This is a genomic window from Nocardiopsis listeri NBRC 13360 (assembly GCF_001570765.1).
Taxonomy (GTDB): domain Bacteria; phylum Actinomycetota; class Actinomycetes; order Streptosporangiales; family Streptosporangiaceae; genus Nocardiopsis; species Nocardiopsis listeri.
This window is the reverse complement of record NZ_BCSH01000045.1, coordinates 1-17276: the sequence shown is the minus strand read 5'-3', so window position 1 is coordinate 17276 and position 17276 is coordinate 1. Positions and strand designations below refer to the sequence as shown.

The 17276-nt window shown below is 69.1% G+C and carries 14 protein-coding genes and 1 riboswitch; of the genes, 8 read left to right on the top strand and 6 right to left on the bottom strand.

Annotation, left to right across the window (positions count from 1 at the left end; all coding sequences use genetic code 11):
* Positions 1-352 precede the first annotated feature (352 nt).
* The 3 genes from NLI01S_RS14865 (at position 353) to NLI01S_RS14855 (ending at position 2967) form a co-directional block, all read left to right on the top strand.
* Positions 353-1246 carry a DMT family transporter gene (locus NLI01S_RS14865; protein WP_067604777.1) on the top strand — a complete coding sequence of 298 codons (894 nt, stop codon included), beginning with the start codon at positions 353-355 and terminating at the stop codon, positions 1244-1246.
* Between the two features lie 52 nt (positions 1247-1298).
* On the top strand, positions 1299-2519 hold the full coding sequence (locus tag NLI01S_RS14860; protein WP_067604774.1) for a glycosyltransferase: 1221 nt from the start codon (positions 1299-1301) through the stop codon (positions 2517-2519).
* A gap of 118 nt (positions 2520-2637) precedes the next feature.
* A complete protein-coding gene (locus tag NLI01S_RS14855; RefSeq protein ID WP_067604773.1) occupies positions 2638-2967 on the top strand; it encodes a hypothetical protein in 330 nt (109 codons plus the stop codon).
* Positions 2968-3070: 103 nt separating this feature from the next.
* Here NLI01S_RS14855 and NLI01S_RS14850 read toward each other — a convergent pair whose 3' ends face one another.
* Positions 3071-4021 carry a LysR family transcriptional regulator gene (locus tag NLI01S_RS14850; RefSeq protein WP_067604771.1) on the bottom strand — a complete coding sequence of 317 codons (951 nt, stop codon included), beginning with the start codon at positions 4019-4021 and terminating at the stop codon, positions 3071-3073.
* Positions 4022-4171: 150 nt separating this feature from the next.
* Between NLI01S_RS14850 and NLI01S_RS14845 the strand changes: the two genes are divergently transcribed.
* Positions 4172-5506 carry a pyridoxal phosphate-dependent aminotransferase gene (locus tag NLI01S_RS14845; protein WP_067604769.1) on the top strand — a complete coding sequence of 445 codons (1335 nt, stop codon included), beginning with the start codon at positions 4172-4174 and terminating at the stop codon, positions 5504-5506.
* Between the two features lie 127 nt (positions 5507-5633).
* Here NLI01S_RS14845 and NLI01S_RS14840 read toward each other — a convergent pair whose 3' ends face one another.
* Positions 5634-6821 (bottom strand): glycosyltransferase family 4 protein, encoded by a 1188-nt coding sequence (locus NLI01S_RS14840; RefSeq protein ID WP_157091036.1) that lies wholly within the window; start codon positions 6819-6821, stop codon positions 5634-5636.
* 224 nt (positions 6822-7045) lie between these two features.
* Between NLI01S_RS14840 and NLI01S_RS14835 the strand changes: the two genes are divergently transcribed.
* Both NLI01S_RS14835 and NLI01S_RS14830 read left to right on the top strand, forming a co-directional pair.
* Complete coding sequence (locus NLI01S_RS14835) at positions 7046-7303, top strand: DUF6457 domain-containing protein (protein ID WP_067604766.1); 258 nt, start codon at positions 7046-7048, stop codon at positions 7301-7303.
* Positions 7304-7509: 206 nt separating this feature from the next.
* Entirely contained in the window at positions 7510-8928 is a 1419-nt protein-coding gene (locus NLI01S_RS14830) for an alanine/glycine:cation symporter family protein (protein WP_067604765.1), read from the top strand.
* A 69-nt stretch (positions 8929-8997) separates the two neighbouring features.
* Here NLI01S_RS14830 and thiD read toward each other — a convergent pair whose 3' ends face one another.
* The 3 genes from thiD to NLI01S_RS14815 form a co-directional block, all read right to left on the bottom strand.
* Positions 8998-9801, bottom strand: coding sequence for a bifunctional hydroxymethylpyrimidine kinase/phosphomethylpyrimidine kinase (thiD, locus tag NLI01S_RS14825; protein WP_067604763.1), 804 nt, complete (start codon positions 9799-9801; stop codon positions 8998-9000).
* A riboswitch (TPP riboswitch) is annotated at positions 9790-9888 on the bottom strand. It overlaps the preceding gene by 12 nt.
* Before the next feature lie 67 nt (positions 9889-9955).
* On the bottom strand, positions 9956-10882 hold the full coding sequence (locus NLI01S_RS14820; protein WP_067604762.1) for a DUF368 domain-containing protein: 927 nt from the start codon (positions 10880-10882) through the stop codon (positions 9956-9958).
* Between the two features lie 394 nt (positions 10883-11276).
* A complete protein-coding gene (locus NLI01S_RS14815; RefSeq protein WP_067604760.1) occupies positions 11277-12938 on the bottom strand; it encodes an acyl-CoA synthetase in 1662 nt (553 codons plus the stop codon).
* Between the two features lie 370 nt (positions 12939-13308).
* Between NLI01S_RS14815 and rocD the strand changes: the two genes are divergently transcribed.
* Positions 13309-14583, top strand: coding sequence for an ornithine--oxo-acid transaminase (gene rocD / locus NLI01S_RS14810; RefSeq protein WP_067604758.1), 1275 nt, complete (start codon positions 13309-13311; stop codon positions 14581-14583).
* Positions 14584-14653: 70 nt separating this feature from the next.
* Here the strand turns inward: rocD and NLI01S_RS14805 are convergent, their stop codons facing one another.
* Positions 14654-16009, bottom strand: coding sequence for an SGNH/GDSL hydrolase family protein (locus NLI01S_RS14805; RefSeq protein ID WP_067604756.1), 1356 nt, complete (start codon positions 16007-16009; stop codon positions 14654-14656).
* 443 nt (positions 16010-16452) lie between these two features.
* Here NLI01S_RS14805 and fabI point away from each other — a divergent pair, with 443 nt between their 5' ends.
* The gene (gene fabI, locus NLI01S_RS14800; RefSeq protein ID WP_067604754.1) at positions 16453-17247 is read left to right on the top strand and encodes an enoyl-ACP reductase FabI; all 795 of its coding nucleotides are present in this window, start codon (positions 16453-16455) and stop codon (positions 17245-17247) included.
* Positions 17248-17276: the final 29 nt, after the last annotated feature.

The window sequence follows — 17276 nt, the reverse complement described above, 5'->3', positions numbered from 1 at the left end:
GATGCGGTGACGGACCACCCCATACCGACTTTTGACCCGTGCGGACTCTTAGGACACCGGTGATTGCGGCAGACGTAGGGACGAGGGGCCGATGAACGCATCGCCGGAACGACAAGGCCCGCGGTCACCGGAAGGTGGGGATCCCACCTGTGGGAAGGGAGGGCCTGCACCACCTCGAAGACGGGGGCCGTCCTTATCGCATGGCCACGCCCCCGTCCGTACCGTCGTGAACGTATCCGGACTCCCGAAGTGGGAACGGAGGGAGGACAACAGTGCCGGAGGAGATGGGCAGGTCGTCGATGACACCAGGGGCGCACGATGACGTCGCGCGCCGACCGGGCCGGAGCCGCTGATGCTCTGGTCCGTGTTGATCGCGGTGACGGGGGCCTTCAGTCTGGCGTTCGGCTCGGCGATGCAGGAGCGCGACGCCGTTCGGGCCCCCGGAGGGAGGGTCGCCCGAGCGGGCTTCCTCCTGCACCTGCTGCGCCAGCCCCGTTGGCTACTGGGCAGCGGGGCGGCCGTGTTGGGTGCGACGCTGCACCTGATCGCCCTCAGCGGGGCGCCCCTGACCATCATCCAGCCCATCGGAGTGACGGGCCTGCTGTTCGCCATCGTGCTGTCGGCGTTGTTCAACCGACAACGGGTGCGACTCTCGCAGATCCTGGCCGGGACCGCCGTCATGGTGGGTCTGGTCGGTGTCCTGTGGCTGTTCCCCCACGGTGGCCAGGCCCCCGTGATGTCGACCGTGACCGCGCTGTGGCTGTCCGGGGTCGTCATCGGGTCGGGCGCCCTGGTGTACGTCACCGCCCAGTGGATGCCCAGCAACGCACGCGCGCTCGCGCTCGCCCTGGCCGGTGGGGCGGCGCTCGGCACCACCTCCGGACTGGCCCGGGTGGTGTCCGCCAACACCATGGCCGACCCGATCCACCTCTTCAGTTGGCTGACGGTGTTGGCCGTCGTCACCGCGGTGTTCGGAGCCCTGCTGTTGCAGAACGCCTATCGCACCGGGCACTTCGCCGCCGCATACGCGACCTTGCTCATCGCCGACCCGGTGGTCGGGGTGGGGATCGGCGTCCTCCTCCTGGAGGAGGGGGTGCCCGACACCCCGCTGACGGCCACCGCGGCCGCGATCTTCGCCGTTCTGGCGGTCCTGGGCACGGTGGTCCTCGCCCGTTCCCGCCACCGGAACCCGGAGGCCGTGCCCAGCGCTCCCAGGCCCACCACCGCCCATGGCAGGTCCCGCTGATGGGTCGACGACCGTCGCGAGCACCGCCACGTCGAACGAAGGAGTTCCCACCATGTCCCACCCCGAGGGTCCACTGAACGTGCTCATCGCGTCGGACACCTACCCGCCGGACGTCAACGGCGCCGGGTACTTCACCCACCGTCTGGCGGAGGGGCTGGCCGAACGGGGCCACCGCGTGCACGTGGTGTGCCCCTCGTCGGAGGGCGAGCCGTACGTGACGGTGAACGGGAAGGTCACGGAGCACAGACTCAGGTCGGCCCCGATTCCCTTCCAACCGGACATGCGGGCGGCACTGCCACTGGGGATGGGAGGACACATCGCCCGGCTCCTGCGACGCCTGGACCCCGACGTCGTCCACGTCCAGAGTCACTTCACGCTGAGCCGTTCGACGCTGCGGCGGGCACGTTCGACGGCCGTGCCGGTGGTGCTCACCAACCACTTCATGCCGGACAACCTGTACGCGCACGCCCGGGTGCCGCGGTCGATGCAGCGGGCCGCCGGCGCCGCCGCCTGGCGGGACATGGTACGGGTGGCGATGGAGGCCGACCACGTGACCACGCCGACCCCGCGGGCGGCGGCGCTGCTGCGGGAGAAGGGTTTCGCCCGCGACATCGAGGCGATCTCCTGCGGGATCGACCTGGAACGTTTCCACCCGTGCCCGGACCGGTCCGTTCCGCGTGCCCGGTTCGGGTTGCCCGACCGCGACACGGTGGTGTTCGTGGGGCGCTTGGACGAGGAGAAGCGGATCGACGAGACGATCCGGGCCCTGGCCAGGATCACGCCGGAGCGGGACGTGCAGTTGGCGCTGGCCGGGACCGGCCAGCGCGAGGGCGAGCTGAGGAAGCTGGCGGTCCGCCTCGGCGTGGCCGACCGAGTGTTCTTCCTGGGATTCGTGCCGGACGAGGACCTGCCGTCGGTGTACGCGGCAGGTGACGCCTTCGCGATCGCCGGCGTGGCCGAGTTGCAGAGCATCGCGACGTTGGAGGCGATGTCGACGGGACTGCCGGTGGTGGCGGCCGACGCGATGGCCCTGCCGCACCTGGTGTCGGAGGGGCACAACGGGTACCTGTTCCCGCCGGGGGACGACGCGGTGCTGGCCGAACGGCTGCTCGCGGTGCTCGGACCGGACCGGCGGAAGCTGGGGGAGGCGAGCCGGGAGGTCGCCCTGGAACACGACCACCACCGGTCGCTGGAGCGCTTCGTGCAGGTGTACGGGAGGCTCCGCGAGTGGGGGACGGCCGTCCTGCCGGGGGAGCGTTCCCTGGTCGCCTGAGTGACCGGTGCCCGTCGAACGGCGGTCAGCAAAAGCGACATAAGCACTTAATGCCACTTTCCGCATTCTTTGCGTAGCCAACGGTGATGGTAGGGCGATACAGGAAACACAAGTGGTTGTGTGGTTCGAAGGCATCAGTGGACAGGCAGGCCTCGGCCGGATCGCCAAGGGCGGTAACACGACCGAGGGTCTCAGCGATCGACTGCTCAGCGCCGAGCGGGAGGCGGGGTTCCATGAGCGTGACATGTCGGCGTTCGAACGTGAACGGATCGACCTGGAGCACCGGGTGAACCGGATGGAGGCGGAGCTGGAGTCCCTGCGCAAGAGAAGGCTGGAAGCCTACGCGCGATGGTGGAACGCTCGCGACGACCGTGACCGGGCCCGACACGTCTGTCGTCGGATCCGACGCAAGATCGACAAGATGCGCCGAAGAGTGGGCGGCGAGTGAGACCACGGAATCCGATACCCGACCCATGAACGCGACACGTCCGCCACGTGTCGCGTTCGACGTGTGGGACCCCTTGGGCCCGCCTTCCCGCCACGGTCGAGCATCACATGGTGGGTTCGTCGTCGGTGGTGAGCGGGTCGATCTCGTCCTCTACACCGCGCGCCGCCTGCCGCAGGGCGTCCAGGGTCACCCGCACCGCGGGCCTGCGCAGCGACGCCGGCCGCAGCACCGCGTACACGTGCCGGACCGGGGGCGAGGGCAGCTTCCGATAGACCAGCCCCGCCGGAGCGCCCACCATCGCCAGCGCCGGGACCGCCGCGATCCCGATCCCCCTCGACACCAGGCTCAAGATCGTTCCCAGACCCTCGAACTCCCAGGTGGCGGCGGGTAGGCCGCCGGCGTCCTCGAAGAGTTCGTCCGTACCGTAACGCGAACGCTCGCCCTCGGGCGCCACGATCCACGACTCGTCGAGCAGCCGGTCCAACACCAGCGGGAACGACGGCTCCGCCAACCGGTGGTCCTCCGGGACCGCCAACACCATCGGGTCCCGCAACAGGTGGACGTGGCGCAGTCCGCTGTCCGCTCCCCGCCCCGGGTGCCTGCCGCTCCAGTCATCGACGATCGCGACGTCGACCTCGCGGGAACGCACCTTCTGTGTTCCGGTGGACAGCAACGTCTGCCGCAACACCAGCTGCATGCCCTGGTGCCGGCGCAACGGCGGCGCCAACTCGGGCGCGAACGCCACCGCGGCGGTCGGGAAGGCCGTGACGGTCACCACGCCCAAGGCCACGTCCGCCTGTTCGGCCAGGACCGACTCGGCCGCCTCGACCATCGCCAGGATCTCCTCGGCCTGGCTCACCAGCAGCCGGCCGGCATCGGTCAGTTCCGCCCCGCGGGGCGAACGATCCAGCAAGGACACGCCCGTCTCCCGTTCGAGCGTGGTCAGTTGCTGGGACACCGCCGAAGGGGTGTAACCGAGCGCGTTCGCGGTGGCGACGATCGTGCCCCGAACGCTGAACTCACGGAGCAACTGAAGGCGATGGAGATCGAGCATAAGGACATCTTAGGCTCAGCATCAAAAAGACGCGCTTGTGCTGATGACGATCGGTGGGCAGGCTGGAAGACAGAAGAGGTCAGACGAAGATCGGAACGCCGGCTCAGGCTCTGACCCCGCGCCTAACGCCATCTCGGAGATGAGTCATCCATGACCGTCACTGTGTCCGCCACTCTCGCCGTCAACGAAGCACTCAACGAGAAGCGTCGCCAAGGGGTGCGTGTGCTTCCACTCGGCTTCGGTGAGGCCGGCCTTCCAGTACACCCCGTCATGCGCGACCACCTCTCCGCGGGAAACGGCGCCAACGCCTACGGGCCGGTCGCCGGATCGGTGGCGCTGCGCGAAGCGGCCGCCGGCTACTGGAACCGTCGAGGACTGGACACCGACCCGGACCTGGTCATCGCGGGCCCCGGCAGCAAGCCCCTGCTCTACAGCCTTCTCCTGGAGATCGGCGGCGACACCGCCATCGCCGCGCCCAGCTGGGTCAGCTACGCCGCGCAGAGCCGCCTGGTCGGCCAGAGCCCGATCATGGTGCCGACCGCCACCGGTCAGGGCGGCGTACCCCAGCCCGACCTGCTGCACGCCGCCGTCACCGACGCCCGCGAGCAGGGCCGCACCGTCAACGCCGTCGTCGTCACCCTCCCGGACAACCCGACCGGGACCGTCGCCGACGTCGAGACCGTTCGACGGCTCGCCGACGTCGCCCGCGAACTCGACCTCATCATCATCTCCGACGAGATCTACCGGGACCTGGTCCACCTCGACTCCGACGGCGATGACCGCGCCGTCGTGCGCAGCCCCGCCGAGTTCGCGCCCGAACGCACCGTCATCTCCACCGGCCTGAGTAAGAACCTGGCCCTGGGCGGCTGGCGGATCGGCGTCCTGCGCCTGCCCGACTCCGAGATCGGTCACCGGCTGCGCGGCGGACTCTTGGGCGTGGCCAGCGAGATCTGGTCCAGCCCGGCCGCACCGGTCCAGCAGGCCGCCTCGCACGCCTTCGCCGAACCCACCGAGCTCGTCGACCACATCGACCGCAGCCGCCGTCTGCACGGCATCGTCGCCCGAGCCGTCACCGACGTCTTCGTCGCCTCCGGGGCGAACGTCGCCGCGCCCAGCGCCGCCTTCTACCTGTACCCGGACTTCGAGCCAGTCCGGGAGCACCTGCGGGCCCTGCACGGGGTGAGGACCGGTCCGGAGCTGACCGGGCTGCTACTGGAGAGGTACGGCATGGGCGTCCTGCCGGCCGTGGAGTTCGGAGAGAGCCCCCACACCCTGCGCATGCGGGTGGCCACCAGCCTGCTCTACGGCGACTCCGAGGAGCGTCGTTACGCGGCCCTTTCCGCCCACGACCCGCTGGCGCTGCCGTGGATCCGCGCCCACCTGGACCGACTCACCGAGGTGCTCGGCGGTCTGCTGGACAAGGGTCCGGCCCACGCCGCCACGGTCGTCCCGGTGCGACGCGAGGTCGCGCGGTCGGTGAGCTGACCCGGCCCTTACAGCTTGTGGCCGCCTCGTTTTAAGGGGGCGCGGCGGACACAACCGACGGGTCCCTCCCCACATCTCTCCCGGGGAGGGGCCCGTTCGTCTTGTTCGGGGTCACGGCCGCTGTGGGTCAGGCACCCTGCGTCCGCGCCGACCGTGCGGCCAGCTCCCGGCTGGGGGCGATCACCGACCGGTAGTGCGCGACGAGGTCGGCGTTGACCGCGGCCCAGGTGCGGTGTTCCACCGAGGGCCGGGCCGCGGCCCGCATCGGCTCGCGTACCCGGTGGTTGTGCGCCAGCCGACCCACCGCCACCTTCAGCTCACGCGAGGAGTCGGGCGCGAACAGCAACCCGTTGTGCTCGTCGGTGACCAGGTCCAGCGGACCGCCCGCGGCGGGGGCCACCACCGGCACCCCGGAGGCCAGCGACTCCTGGACGGTCTGGCAGAAGGTCTCGTCGGCGCCGGTGTGCACGAACACGTCCAGAGCTGCGTACAGCCGGGACAGGTCCTGGCCGGTGCGCTGACCGGTGAAGACCGCGTCGGGCAGCGTCCGGCGCAGCCGGGCCCGGTCGGGGCCGTCGCCGACCACCACGATTCGAATGTTGCGCAGGCGCGCCAGGTGACCCAGCAGCTCCACGCGCTTGTCCTTGGACAACCGGCCCACGTACCCGACGAGCGTCTCGCCGTTCGGGGCCAGACGGCGCCGCAACTCCTCGGAACGGTGATCGGGATGGAAGCGGTCGGTGTCCACCCCGCGCCGCCACAGGGCCAAGCGGGGGAATCCGCGACCCGACAACGCCTCCATCGTGGCGGAGGAGGGCACCAGGGTACGGTCCACGGCGGAGTGGATGCGGTGCAGCAACGACCAGAGCGCCTCGGTCCCGGGAAGTCCGTACCGATCGGCGAAACCGGCCAGGTCGGTCTGGAACACGCCCACGGTCGGCAACGCCCAACGTCGCGCCACGTCCACCGCGGCGGCACCGAAGACGGTCGGAGATGCCAGGTGGACCACGTCGGGGGCGAAGGCGCGCAGTGCGGCGGTCATCGCCCGCCGCAGGGGCAGCCCCACCGCGAAGTCCCGGTACACGGGCAGGGGGAGGGCGGGCAGTCGTACGACGGGGAACCCGGCGTACGAAGTGGGCCCGCGACCGGGCGCCAACACCACGGCCTGGTGGCCCTCGGTGGCCAGGTGCTCCAGCACCCGACACACGGAATTGGTGACTCCGTTGACCTGGGGCAGGAACGACTCGGTCACGAGGGCCACCCGAAGAGGGCGGTCCGCGAAGGTGTTCGGGAAGGTGTCGACGAGCGAGGTCATGGGGGACATGCGAACGGGCTCCCAACGCCGGAATATCGCTGCTCCCGACGCTAGGCTCGGAGTGTGAACCGGGGTCGCAGCCCGGGAGAACCCGCCCCGTCGGAAGGGGGTGGGTTCGAGGAGCGGGCGGTGACGAGGCGTGTACGGTCGTCTGGCCGTCGCGTGACCCCGGGATGGCATGATCGCCGAAAACGTTGCAGGACACACCTTTGAGGAGTCGATCGGTGACCCTGGTGGAATGGTCGAAGCTGGTGTTCGAGGAGCTCGAACTGTCCGGGAGCGAGCCGCTCCAAAAGGCCGACGTCGACAGGATCCTCGACCTGGCCCGAGACGCCGCGCACTCCGTGGCCCGCCCCGCGGCACCGCTCACCACCTATCTATTGGGTGTGGCGGTCGGTAGGGGAGCGGACCCGGAGGAGGCCGCGGCCGCGCTCAGCAGGCTCGCGCTGGCCCACGCCGAGGACGACGACAAGACGGGCTGAGGGTGTGTCCCGTTGCGCCCGAGGTGACACCGGCGCGGCGCAACGCTCATGTCGAACACATGTGATTCGTTCGTTATGCGTCAGTGTCATTCTTTGCCGATATCGAAATGCACCCATCTGTGCCGATGTGACTCCGCGAACAACGGTCCCTCTGTTCCACCCCCGGATCTCTCGGCCCCACGCACTCACCGAAAGGGAGATCCCCTGTGGACCAACTCCTTGAGATGGCCGGCATCATCAGCGACGTCATCTGGGGACCCTTCGTCCTCATCCCGTTGCTGCTGGGCGTCGGTGTCTTCCTCACCATCCGGCTGCGCCTTCTCCAGCTGCTCAGACTTCCCCACGCGCTTTGGCTCGCCCTTGTTCGCCGCAAAGAGGACGCCTCCGTCGAGGGCGACATCTCCCACTACCAGGCACTGAGCACCGCGCTCGCCGCCACCGTCGGTGTCGGCAACATCGCCGGCGCCGCGCTGGCCATCGGCGTCGGTGGCCCGGGCGCGCTGTTCTGGATGTGGTTCATCGGCATCTTCGGTATGGCCACCAAGTACAGTGAGGCCCTCCTGGGGGTGAAGTACCGCCGCACCGACGCCAAGGGTGAACAGAGCGGCGGTCCGATGTACTACCTCAAGTACGGGATCAAGGGCGGGCTCGGCACCTTCCTCGGTGTCGCCTTCGCGGTCTTCGGCGCCCTCGCCGCCTTCGGCATCGGTAACGGCACTCAGGCCAACACCGTGGCCCAGCAGGTCAGCAGCGTCACCCCGCTTCAGCCGTGGGTCATCGGCCTCGCCCTGATGATCCTCTCCGGCGGGGTCATCCTCGGTGGCATCAAGAGCATCGGTCGTGTCGCCTCCGGCCTCGTGCCGATCATGATCATCGGCTACGTCGGTATCTGCCTCGTCGTGCTCATCGCCAACTGGCGGTCGCTCCTGCCCGCGTTCCAGCTGGTGTTCACCGACGCCTTCACCGGAACCTCCGCCGTCGGCGGTTTCGCGGGCGCCGGTGTCATGCTCGCCATCCAGATGGGCTTCGCCCGAGGCATCTTCTCCAACGAGTCCGGCCTGGGCACCGGTGGCATCGCCGCCGCCGCGGCCAAGACCAAGGAACCGGTCCGTCAGGCCATGGTCTCCATGACCCAGACCTTCATCGACACCATCATCGTGGTGAGCATGACCTGCCTGGTCATCATCGTGACCGGTGTGTGGCAGGGAGACGAGGCCGAGGACGGTTCGCTGCTGACCTCGCAGGCCATGACCGAGGGCCTGAGCACCATCAGCCCCGCCTTCGGTACCGCGGGCGCCTACGTCGTCGCGGCCTCCGTGGCCGTCTTCGCCTTCAGCACCCTGCTCGGCTGGGCCTACTACGGCGAGCGGTGCGTGGAGTTCCTGGGCGGACGCAAGCTGGTCCTGCCCTACCGACTCATCTTCATCGTCATCATCTTCATCGGTTCGGTCGCCAGCCTCGACTCCGTCTGGCTGTTCAGCGACATCGCCAACGGCCTGATGGCGTTGCCGAACCTGGTGGGGCTGCTCCTGCTGTCCCCGGTCATCGTGGCCGAGAGCAAGAGGTTCTTCGGCCACCCCGACTGGCGTAACCCGGACGCGGTCATGGACGACGTTCGGCGTTAGGCGACGCACACTCCCCACGGGGAGGGCGTGAAGGGGGCCGGTCCGATCGGACCGGCCCCCTTCGTCTGGTCACCACCAGGCATGGAAATGGTGCACGGGGCCTTGGCCGCCGCCGGCGTCGATCTCGTCGGCGTGGCGCAGAGCCTGGGTCAGCCAGGTCTTGGCGTCGGCCACGGCGGTGGCCACGTCCGGGCGTTGGGGGATCAGCGCGGCGATCGCGGAGGACAGGGTGCAGCCGGTGCCGTGGGTGTTGCGGGTCGCCACGCGCGTGGCGCTCAGCTCGATGGGGGCGGACTCCCCGTCGACCAACAGGTCGACGCTGTCGGTACCCGGCAGGTGACCACCCTTGAGCAGGACCCGACGCGGCCCCAGCTTCAGAAGCCTCTCGGCCTGGGAGCGCATCGTGGCCAGGTCCGTGGCCTCCTCCTCGCCGAGCAGGTCGGCGGCCTCCGGCAGATTCGGTGTGAGCAGGTCGGCGCGCGGCAGCAGTTCTCCGCGCAGCGCCTCCATCGCCGAACGCTCCAACAACCGGTCGCCGCTCTTGGCGACCATCACCGGGTCCACCACCACGTTCGGCAGCCCGTGTCGGTCGATCGCGGCGGCCACGGCCTCGGTGACCTCGGCGGTGCCCAGCATCCCCACCTTGACCGCGTGGACCGTGGCGTCCCCGAACAGTGTCTCCATCTGGTCGACGACGAACGAAGCGGGGACACCGTGAACCCCGGTGACCCCGCGCGTGGACTGGGCGGTCAACGCCGTCACCACGCTCATCCCGAAGACCCCGTGGGCGGAGAACGACTTCAGGTCCGCCTGGACGCCGGCGCCCCCACTGGGGTCGCTTCCGGCGATGGACACGACGTTGTGCACGCTCATGGGCGTTCCTTCGCTAGTACGAACTAGGGCAGGTTCGACGGGTGTGCTCTCAGCCGGGTCGTTTCCCCGGCACCCCGCGCCGTCGGGGTCGAAGCGCCGTGAAGCGCTCGCTCGACCCCGACTCGGTATGTGGTTGTGGGTACGACTCTAAGGGTCAGACGGAGACGCTCTGGTGACCGGCCTCGTGCTCGCGCTGGGCGCGGGTGCGGTGCTCCCACACGATCGAAGCGACCACGATTACGAAGCCGAGCGCGGTGAAGGCCAGCGTCACGGGCACGTCGGTCATCGGCAGGATCTCTCGCTCCTCGGACTGCCAAGGCCACAGGGCGCGCAGCGAACCGGCCATGAGACCGGTGAGCACGACCAGGGTGACGTGGTGGTGGTTCTCCAGCAGGAACTGCAGGACCTTCACGAACAGGGCGAGACCGGTGATCATGCCGAGCACGAAGACCGCGATGTAGGGGATGTCGACCGAGCGCAGGGCGGCCATGGTGGGCTCGTACAGACCCAGGGCCAGCAGGATGAAGGATCCGGACAGACCTGGAAGGACCAGGGCGCAGATCGCGACCGCGGCGGCGATGAACACCACCACGGGATGGGTGGGCAGGTTGGCACCCGGCAACCCGGTGAGGAAGAAGGAGAGCGCGGCGAAGACCAGGGCCAGGAGGTAGTGCCAGGCCTTCCAGGTCTTGCCCGCGCCGGTGTAGGGGATCCACAGGCAGGCCAGTACCAGTCCGAAGAAGAGGGCGTAGGCGTACTGGGTGTGGCTCTCGACCAGGGGCGCCAGGAAGACCGCGGCGAGGATGAGCGCGAAGGCCATACCGATCAGGGCGGGGATCAGGACGCCCCAGTCCACCTGGCGGAACTGCTCCCGGGCACGGTCCTTGCCGCGTCCTCGGGGCACGTCGGTGACGTAGCGCTTGATCCCGCTGACCACGTGGCCCGCGCCACCGATCAGCTTGTCGTAGAGACCGACCATCAGGGCGACGGTGCCGCCGCTGATACCGGGCAGTGCTTCGGAGGTGCCCACGGCCCCGCCGCGCACCGCGTTGAAGATGTAGGAGCCTACTGAGTTGGCCATGAATGCTCGGGCGCTTCTTCCGGGGAGCCGGGAAGGGGACGCCGTCCTCCGTCCTGATGGTGTCGCCGGTCCCGTATCCACGGTGGACCGGACGATCAAAGGGGTGTTTGGGTCGGCGCGGACCTCGATGAATCCGCCGATGGTACGATCCCGGGCCCAACGCCGAGGTTCGTCACTCCGGCCACACGATGGGGGAAGGGGACCGCGGCCCCCGGGCCGGGTGTGGCCATTCTAGCGTCGTCGATGAGGGCGGAAAGCGTCCCGGAACTGTCCTGGAGACATTGAGAGGGCGCCGAAACCGCGTTTCGGCTGCTTAATGGTGTACTGACTCGGAGACCGAAATGAGGGGTACCACAGAGGGAGGTCGAGGGGACCCCTCGGAGACCTCCACGGGTCACCGTGATCGGGGACTGTGGGCACCCTCATCGGCCACCGAAGTGGCCCAACGGTAGTCCTGTTTGCCCACGGCGGTGCGCCGGACCCGGTCCACGAAGTGCACCGTCCGGGGCACCTTGAACCCGGCCAACCGAACCCGGCAGTGGGCGCGCAACGCCTTCTCGTCCGGGTCGCTTCCGGGGGCCAACGAGACCAGGGCCGTGACCCGCTGGCCGAGGTTCTCGTCCGGGGCGGGCACCACGATCACGTCGTCCACCGACGGGTGGGCCTTGAGCACGGCCTCCACCTCCTCGGGATACACCTTCTCCCCGGCGGTGTTGATGACCACGCTGCCCCGGCCCAACAGGACGATCGAACCGTCCGTGGCCCGGGTCCCGTAGTCTCCCGACAACGCCCAACGTCGCCCCTCGGCGTCGGTGGGAAAGGTACGAGCGGTGGCGATGGGGTCGTTGTAGTAGCCCAAGGGGATCCGGCCGGTCCGCGCGATCCGTCCGACCTGTGGCGACCCGGGCCGCAACGGACGCAACGCGTCATCCAGCACCGAGATGCTGCCGCCCATGGTGAAGCTGCGACGGTCGGTGGCGTCGGCGACCGTGGCCGCCTCGTCGGGGGCGGTCGCCGAACCGCACACACCCGTCTCCGAACCCCCGTAGGAGTCGGCCAGGGTCACGTCCCCGCGCCAGGCCTTCCACAGGTTGCGCACCGCCGGGGTCAACGGGGTACCACCGGAACGCACCGAGGTCAGGTCGGGGCACAGTTCGGGCTCGGTGAGCAGGTGCCGCGCCAGGGGACGCGCCATCGCGTCGCCCACCAGCTGGAGCGCGTGCACGCCCTCGCGGTGCGCCAGTTCCAGCACACGGTCCGGCCGGAAGCTGCGGTCGGTGGACAGCACCACGCGCTTGCCGCACAGCAGCATGCTCAACGCGTGCCACTGCCCGGCCGCGTGCATGACCGGACCCAGGACCAGCATGCGCTGCGGGAAACAGCGAACGGCGCGTTCGGCCACCTCATCGGGGGTGCGAGCGCGCGGCGTGCCGGGGGACCGGCGCTCCACGGCGGCGCGAAAGACGTCGGCCTGGCGCCACAGCACACCCTTGGGGTAACCCGTGGTGCCGCCGGTGTAGAGCAGGTAGTGGTCGTCGCCGCTCGTGGTGGGAAGCGCGCTCCGGGGGGTTCCGGTGTCCTCGCCCTGCGCGGCCAGAGCGGACTCGTAGTCCGTCCCCTCGGCGGTTCGCTCGGTGCCGTCGGACAACAGCAGCACGTGCCGCAGTCGTGGCAGATCCGGCAGGACGGCCGTGACCGTCGTGGCCAGGGAGTCCTCCGCGATCAACGCCGCCGCGTGCGAGTCGGAGAGCACGTGGCGCAGTTCGCCGGCCACGTACCTGTAGTTGACGTTGACCGGTACCGCTCCGGCGCGCAGCACACCGAGGAACGACTCCATCCACTCGGCCCGGTTGAACGACAGGATCGCCACGTTCTCACCAGGGCGCACACCCGCGCCGACCAGGTGCCGGGCCAGTCGAGTGGCCCGTTCGTCCAAGGCGCGGTAGGTGAGCCGACGCGGGCCCGCGATGAGGGCGATCCGCTCGGGTACGGCCTCGGCCACCGCCGCCATCAGCACGGGGAGGGAGAAAGGGGTATCCGAAGACGCGTGTGGCACGACTGATCCTCCCTGACGTTCGTGTGACGGCCGTCCCCGGCGAAGGTGCTCGCGGCGGCTGTGACTGTACGGCGACCGTACCCGTCAGGAACCGGGCTGATCGTGGTGAGGGCTGTGTACCGCGTCACCTGCGCGAGCGTGCCCGTGACCCCCTTGTGGCCGACGTTCGGAAGAGCCCCGCTCAGGCGGCGTACCGGCACGGAGCGCATGTGGGTTTCGGGCGTCGGTCGCACGCGGTGATGTCGGCCACCTCTTGTGTGCTCACCGGATGATCTGCTCAACTCTTGGGGATCCCGCCGCGAAGGCTCTACCCGGCCCCACGGTGGGTATCTACTGTCTGACATCGGTCAATGGTGATCGGAGCGGCTAGATGACCACCCAGAACCTGGGACAGCAGGACTCCGCCGGAAACCCCGCCGGACACGCACTTTCCAGCTCGGACCACATCGAACTCGCGCAGGCCAGATCGGCGCACAACTACTCCCCCCTTCCCGTCGTGATCTCCGAGGGCCGTGGCGCCTGGGTGACGGACGTCGAGGGAAAGCGGTACCTCGACTGCCTGGCCGGATACTCGGCCATGAACTTCGGCCACCACAACCCCGACCTCCTGGCGGCGGCACACGCCCAGCTCGACCGGGTGACGTTGACCAGCCGGGCCTTCTACAACGACCGGTTCGGGCCGTGGGTGAGCGCCCTGGCCGACATGGTCGGCAAGCAGAAGGTCCTGCCGATGAACACCGGCGCCGAAGCGGTGGAGACCGGGATCAAGGTGGCCCGTAAATGGGGCTACGAGGTCAAGGGCGTTCCCGAGAACCAGGCGACCATCGTCGTGGCGGGCGCCAACTTCCACGGACGCACCACCACCATCATCTCCTTCTCCTCGGATCCGGAGGCGAAGACGGGTTTCGGCCCCTACACACCGGGCTTCCGCTCCGTGGCCTACGGGGACGCCAAGGCCATCGAGGACGCCATCGACGACACCACGGTCGCGGTGCTCATCGAACCGGTACAGGGCGAGGCGGGCGTGGTCGTGCCGCCCGCGGACTACCTGCCCCGGGTCCGGGAGATCTGCGACGACAATCGCGTGCTGTTCATCGCCGACGAGGTGCAGGCCGGACTGGGCCGTACCGGCACCATCCGGGCCTGTGAGCACAGCGGAGTGGTCCCGGACGCCTACCTGTTCGGCAAGGCGCTGGGCGGCGGCATCCTGCCGGTTTCGGCCATGGTCGCCGACGAGGACGTGCTGGGGGTCATCCAGCCCGGCCAGCACGGGAGCACCTTCGGTGGCAACCCGCTCGCCGGGGCCGTCGGGGAGACGGTCGTGCGCATGCTGAGCGAGGGCCCCTACCTGGAGAACGCCCGCAAGCTGGGCGAGGTCCTCAAACGCCGACTGGACGAGTTCGTCGGCAACGGCGTGGTCGCGGCGCGCAGCATCGGCCTGTGGGCCGGCGTGGACGTCGATCCCGAGCTGGCCTCCGGCAAGGAGCTGTGCAAGCGGCTCGCCGAGCACGGGGTCCTGGTCAAGGACACCCACGGTTCGACCGTGCGGATGTCGCCGCCCCTGGTGATCACCGAAGAGGACCTCAACTGGGGTCTGGACCGCTTCGCCGAGGTCATCGCCGAACTCAAGGCGGAGAAGAAGTAGCGACGGGGGTGCGGGGGCCGTTCGCGGCCCCCGCACCCTCCGGCCGTCCGAGCGTCGATCGAGAGCCGGGTCAGGAGTCGGGGTCGGAGTCCGCCTCGGCGGCCTCCTCCGCGCCTTCGTCGGTGGCGGGTTCGTCCTCGGACTCGCCGTTCACCGGGTCCAGCGGACCACCGAGTTCACGAGACAACTTCTCCGGGGACACGCTCTCCAACCGGTCGCGGGACTGGTACAGCACCCGTTCGGGACCCTCCAAGACCTGCAAGCGCACCCGCTCGGCGACCGACCGCTGCCCCTCGGCGGTCGGATGGAAGCTCGCGCGGTCCACCTTCAACCCCTCGCCCAGTTCGCCCAGCACGATGCCGTTGAGCCAGGGATCGTCCGCGCTGACCTCGTGGCCGGTCAACGAACTGAACACGTTCACGTACTCCACGCTGCCGACCTGGCGCGAACCGTAGACCTCGCCGTCCACCCGGTAGGCGGTGTCGCGGATGCGATCGTTGAACCGCTGGGCGACGGTGTTCAGCCAGAGCTGGTCACCGTTGGAGAGCGTGTAGTACATGCCGGGCGGCTCTTCCGGGAAGAGCCTCGGGTAGCCCAGGACCAGGACACGGGCGTCGGGGGCGCGATCACGGATCTCACCGAGCACCTCGGTGAGGGTCTCCTCGAACGCGTCCATCTTCTCCTCGACCTCGGTCTCCTGATCGGTGCAACCGGTCCGCTCCAGGAGGGGCACGCGCACGATGCAGGTGCGCAGAACCGAGATGAACCCGAGGTCGTTGCCGCCGATGCCCACGGTCACCAGCGAGGTGTTCTCGGTGACGCGTTCGAGCTGGGACTCGGAGGTGCCGACCTGTTCGAGCATCTGCGAGCCGCGGTGCCCACTGCACGCGTAGAACCCCAGGGCGCCCACGAAGTCGAACTCCTGCTCGATGAGCTTGGGGTAGGCGTTCTCCGAGCGCCAGCACTCGCCGGGTTCGGCGGTCTCGGGGTCGTATTCGCCGGCGCCGTCACCGGAGGAGTAGGAGTCGCCCAGGGAGACGTAGTTGCCCCACAGCGCGGCCTCCTCGGGTTCCACACGCACCCGCCAGTCGATCTCCTCGTCCTCGGTGATCGGTGGCAGTGGTTCGCCGGGGCAGACCCCGCCGGTGACGTCGCACCATAGGGCCAGGATCCCGTCGCGGCTGACGGGGACGGCCATCGCGACGACCATGACCAGGACCAGGGCGGTCGCGACGACCATAGCGACCTTGGAGCGGCGGCGACGCCTGGGAGGTTTGGCGTCCTCGAAGTCGAAGGCGTTCGCGCCGGCGCCCGGCACCTCGGGGAGGTCGTGAACCTCCGAGGGGGCGTTCTCCTCGGTGGCACCGTCATCAGCGGGCCCGGGGGTCCCTTCGGGCACGTCCGGCTCATCCTCACGTGATGACACGGCCGCTAGCCTCCCGTTTTACTCGGGCCTGTGGTCCAGCAGCCAGACTACCCGTGGTGGTTCGTGGGGGTTACGTCCGGAACCGACCGTGCGAGGGGCTCTCCGAGCTGCGGGGCCGCGACCCATGGGCGTGGAGATGACGGGGCGTCCCAGCGGCGGCCAAGCCCGCTGGGACGCCCCGAAACCGTGCCAGGGAGGCGCGCCTACGACTCTGCCCGCATCGCACCCCCGCGGTCACCAGTGGAAGACCACAAAGAATCGGTGCGGATTTCTGGCTCACTCGTACGGACCGAGGCTCCACCTGTGCGCCGAGCCTCGGTTCCCCTGCTGTGGACCGTGCGACCAAAGACGGGGCTGGAATCTTTGTCGGCTTCCACGACTGATCAATCGTGGTTCCACCGATACGTTTCCACTGCAAGTCGCCGAATCGTCAAGGGGACCTCTTGAACCTGCTCATCACCGGTATCACCACCCAGTCCTCCATCGCCTACGCGATCGCGGAGGAGGCCATGAACCAGGGTCACGACGTCATCCTGACGAACCCGCCCGGACGCGCCTTCTCCATCTGCGAGCGCATCGCCAAGCGGCTGCCCAAGGAACCGATCGCGGTGCTGCCGATGGACGTCACCGACCCCGAGCAGATCAAGACCACCGTCGAGGCGATCGGTGAGCACTGGGACCACCTGGACGGGGTGCTGCACGCCATCGCCTACGCCCCCGAGTCCGCACTGGGCGGCAACTTCCTCAACACCGACTGGGAGGACGTCTCCAAGGCGATCCATGTCTCCGGTTACTCCCTGGCCGCCCTGACAGTGGGCATGCGCGACCTGCTCGCCAAGGCCCCCGCGGGTGCCGGAGTGGTGTCGCTGACCTTCGACGCCAGCGTCGCCTGGCCGGTCTACGACTGGATGGGTTCGGCCAAGGCCGTCCTGGAGAACTCCGCCCGCTACCTGGCCCGTGACCTGGGCCCGGACCGCATCCGCGTGAACACGATCTCCGCCGGCCCGATCAAGTCCCTCGCGGGCGGGTCCATCCCCGGTTTCTCCCAGATCGCCGACTCCTGGGGGGACCACTCCCCGCTGGGTTGGGACACCAAGGACACGTCGGTGGTCGCCGGCCCGGCCCTGTTCCTGATGTCGCCCGCCGCCCGCGCCATCACGGGCACGGTCATGCACGTCGATGGCGGCTACCACGCCATGGGTGCCCCCCTCGCGCCCGCCGAGCCCAAGAACGACTAGAGGAGTAATTCCAAGAGGCGGAGGCGTGT

Bases quoted from the DNA above. Each gene is read 5' to 3' on its own strand.
- NLI01S_RS14865 (WP_067604777.1), top strand. From the start codon at position 353: ATGCTCTGGTCCGTGTTGATCGCGGTGACGGGGGCCTTCAGTCTGGCG.
- NLI01S_RS14860 (WP_067604774.1), top strand. From the start codon at position 1,299: ATGTCCCACCCCGAGGGTCCACTGAACGTGCTCATCGCGTCGGACACC.
- NLI01S_RS14850 (WP_067604771.1), bottom strand. From the start codon at position 4,021: ATGCTCGATCTCCATCGCCTTCAGTTGCTCCGTGAGTTCAGCGTTCGG.
- NLI01S_RS14845 (WP_067604769.1), top strand. From the start codon at position 4,172: ATGACCGTCACTGTGTCCGCCACTCTCGCCGTCAACGAAGCACTCAAC.
- NLI01S_RS14840 (WP_157091036.1), bottom strand. From the start codon at position 6,821: ATGACCTCGCTCGTCGACACCTTCCCGAACACCTTCGCGGACCGCCCT.
- thiD (WP_067604763.1), bottom strand. From the start codon at position 9,801: ATGAGCGTGCACAACGTCGTGTCCATCGCCGGAAGCGACCCCAGTGGG.
- NLI01S_RS14820 (WP_067604762.1), bottom strand. From the start codon at position 10,882: ATGGCCAACTCAGTAGGCTCCTACATCTTCAACGCGGTGCGCGGCGGG.
- rocD (WP_067604758.1), top strand. From the start codon at position 13,309: ATGACCACCCAGAACCTGGGACAGCAGGACTCCGCCGGAAACCCCGCC.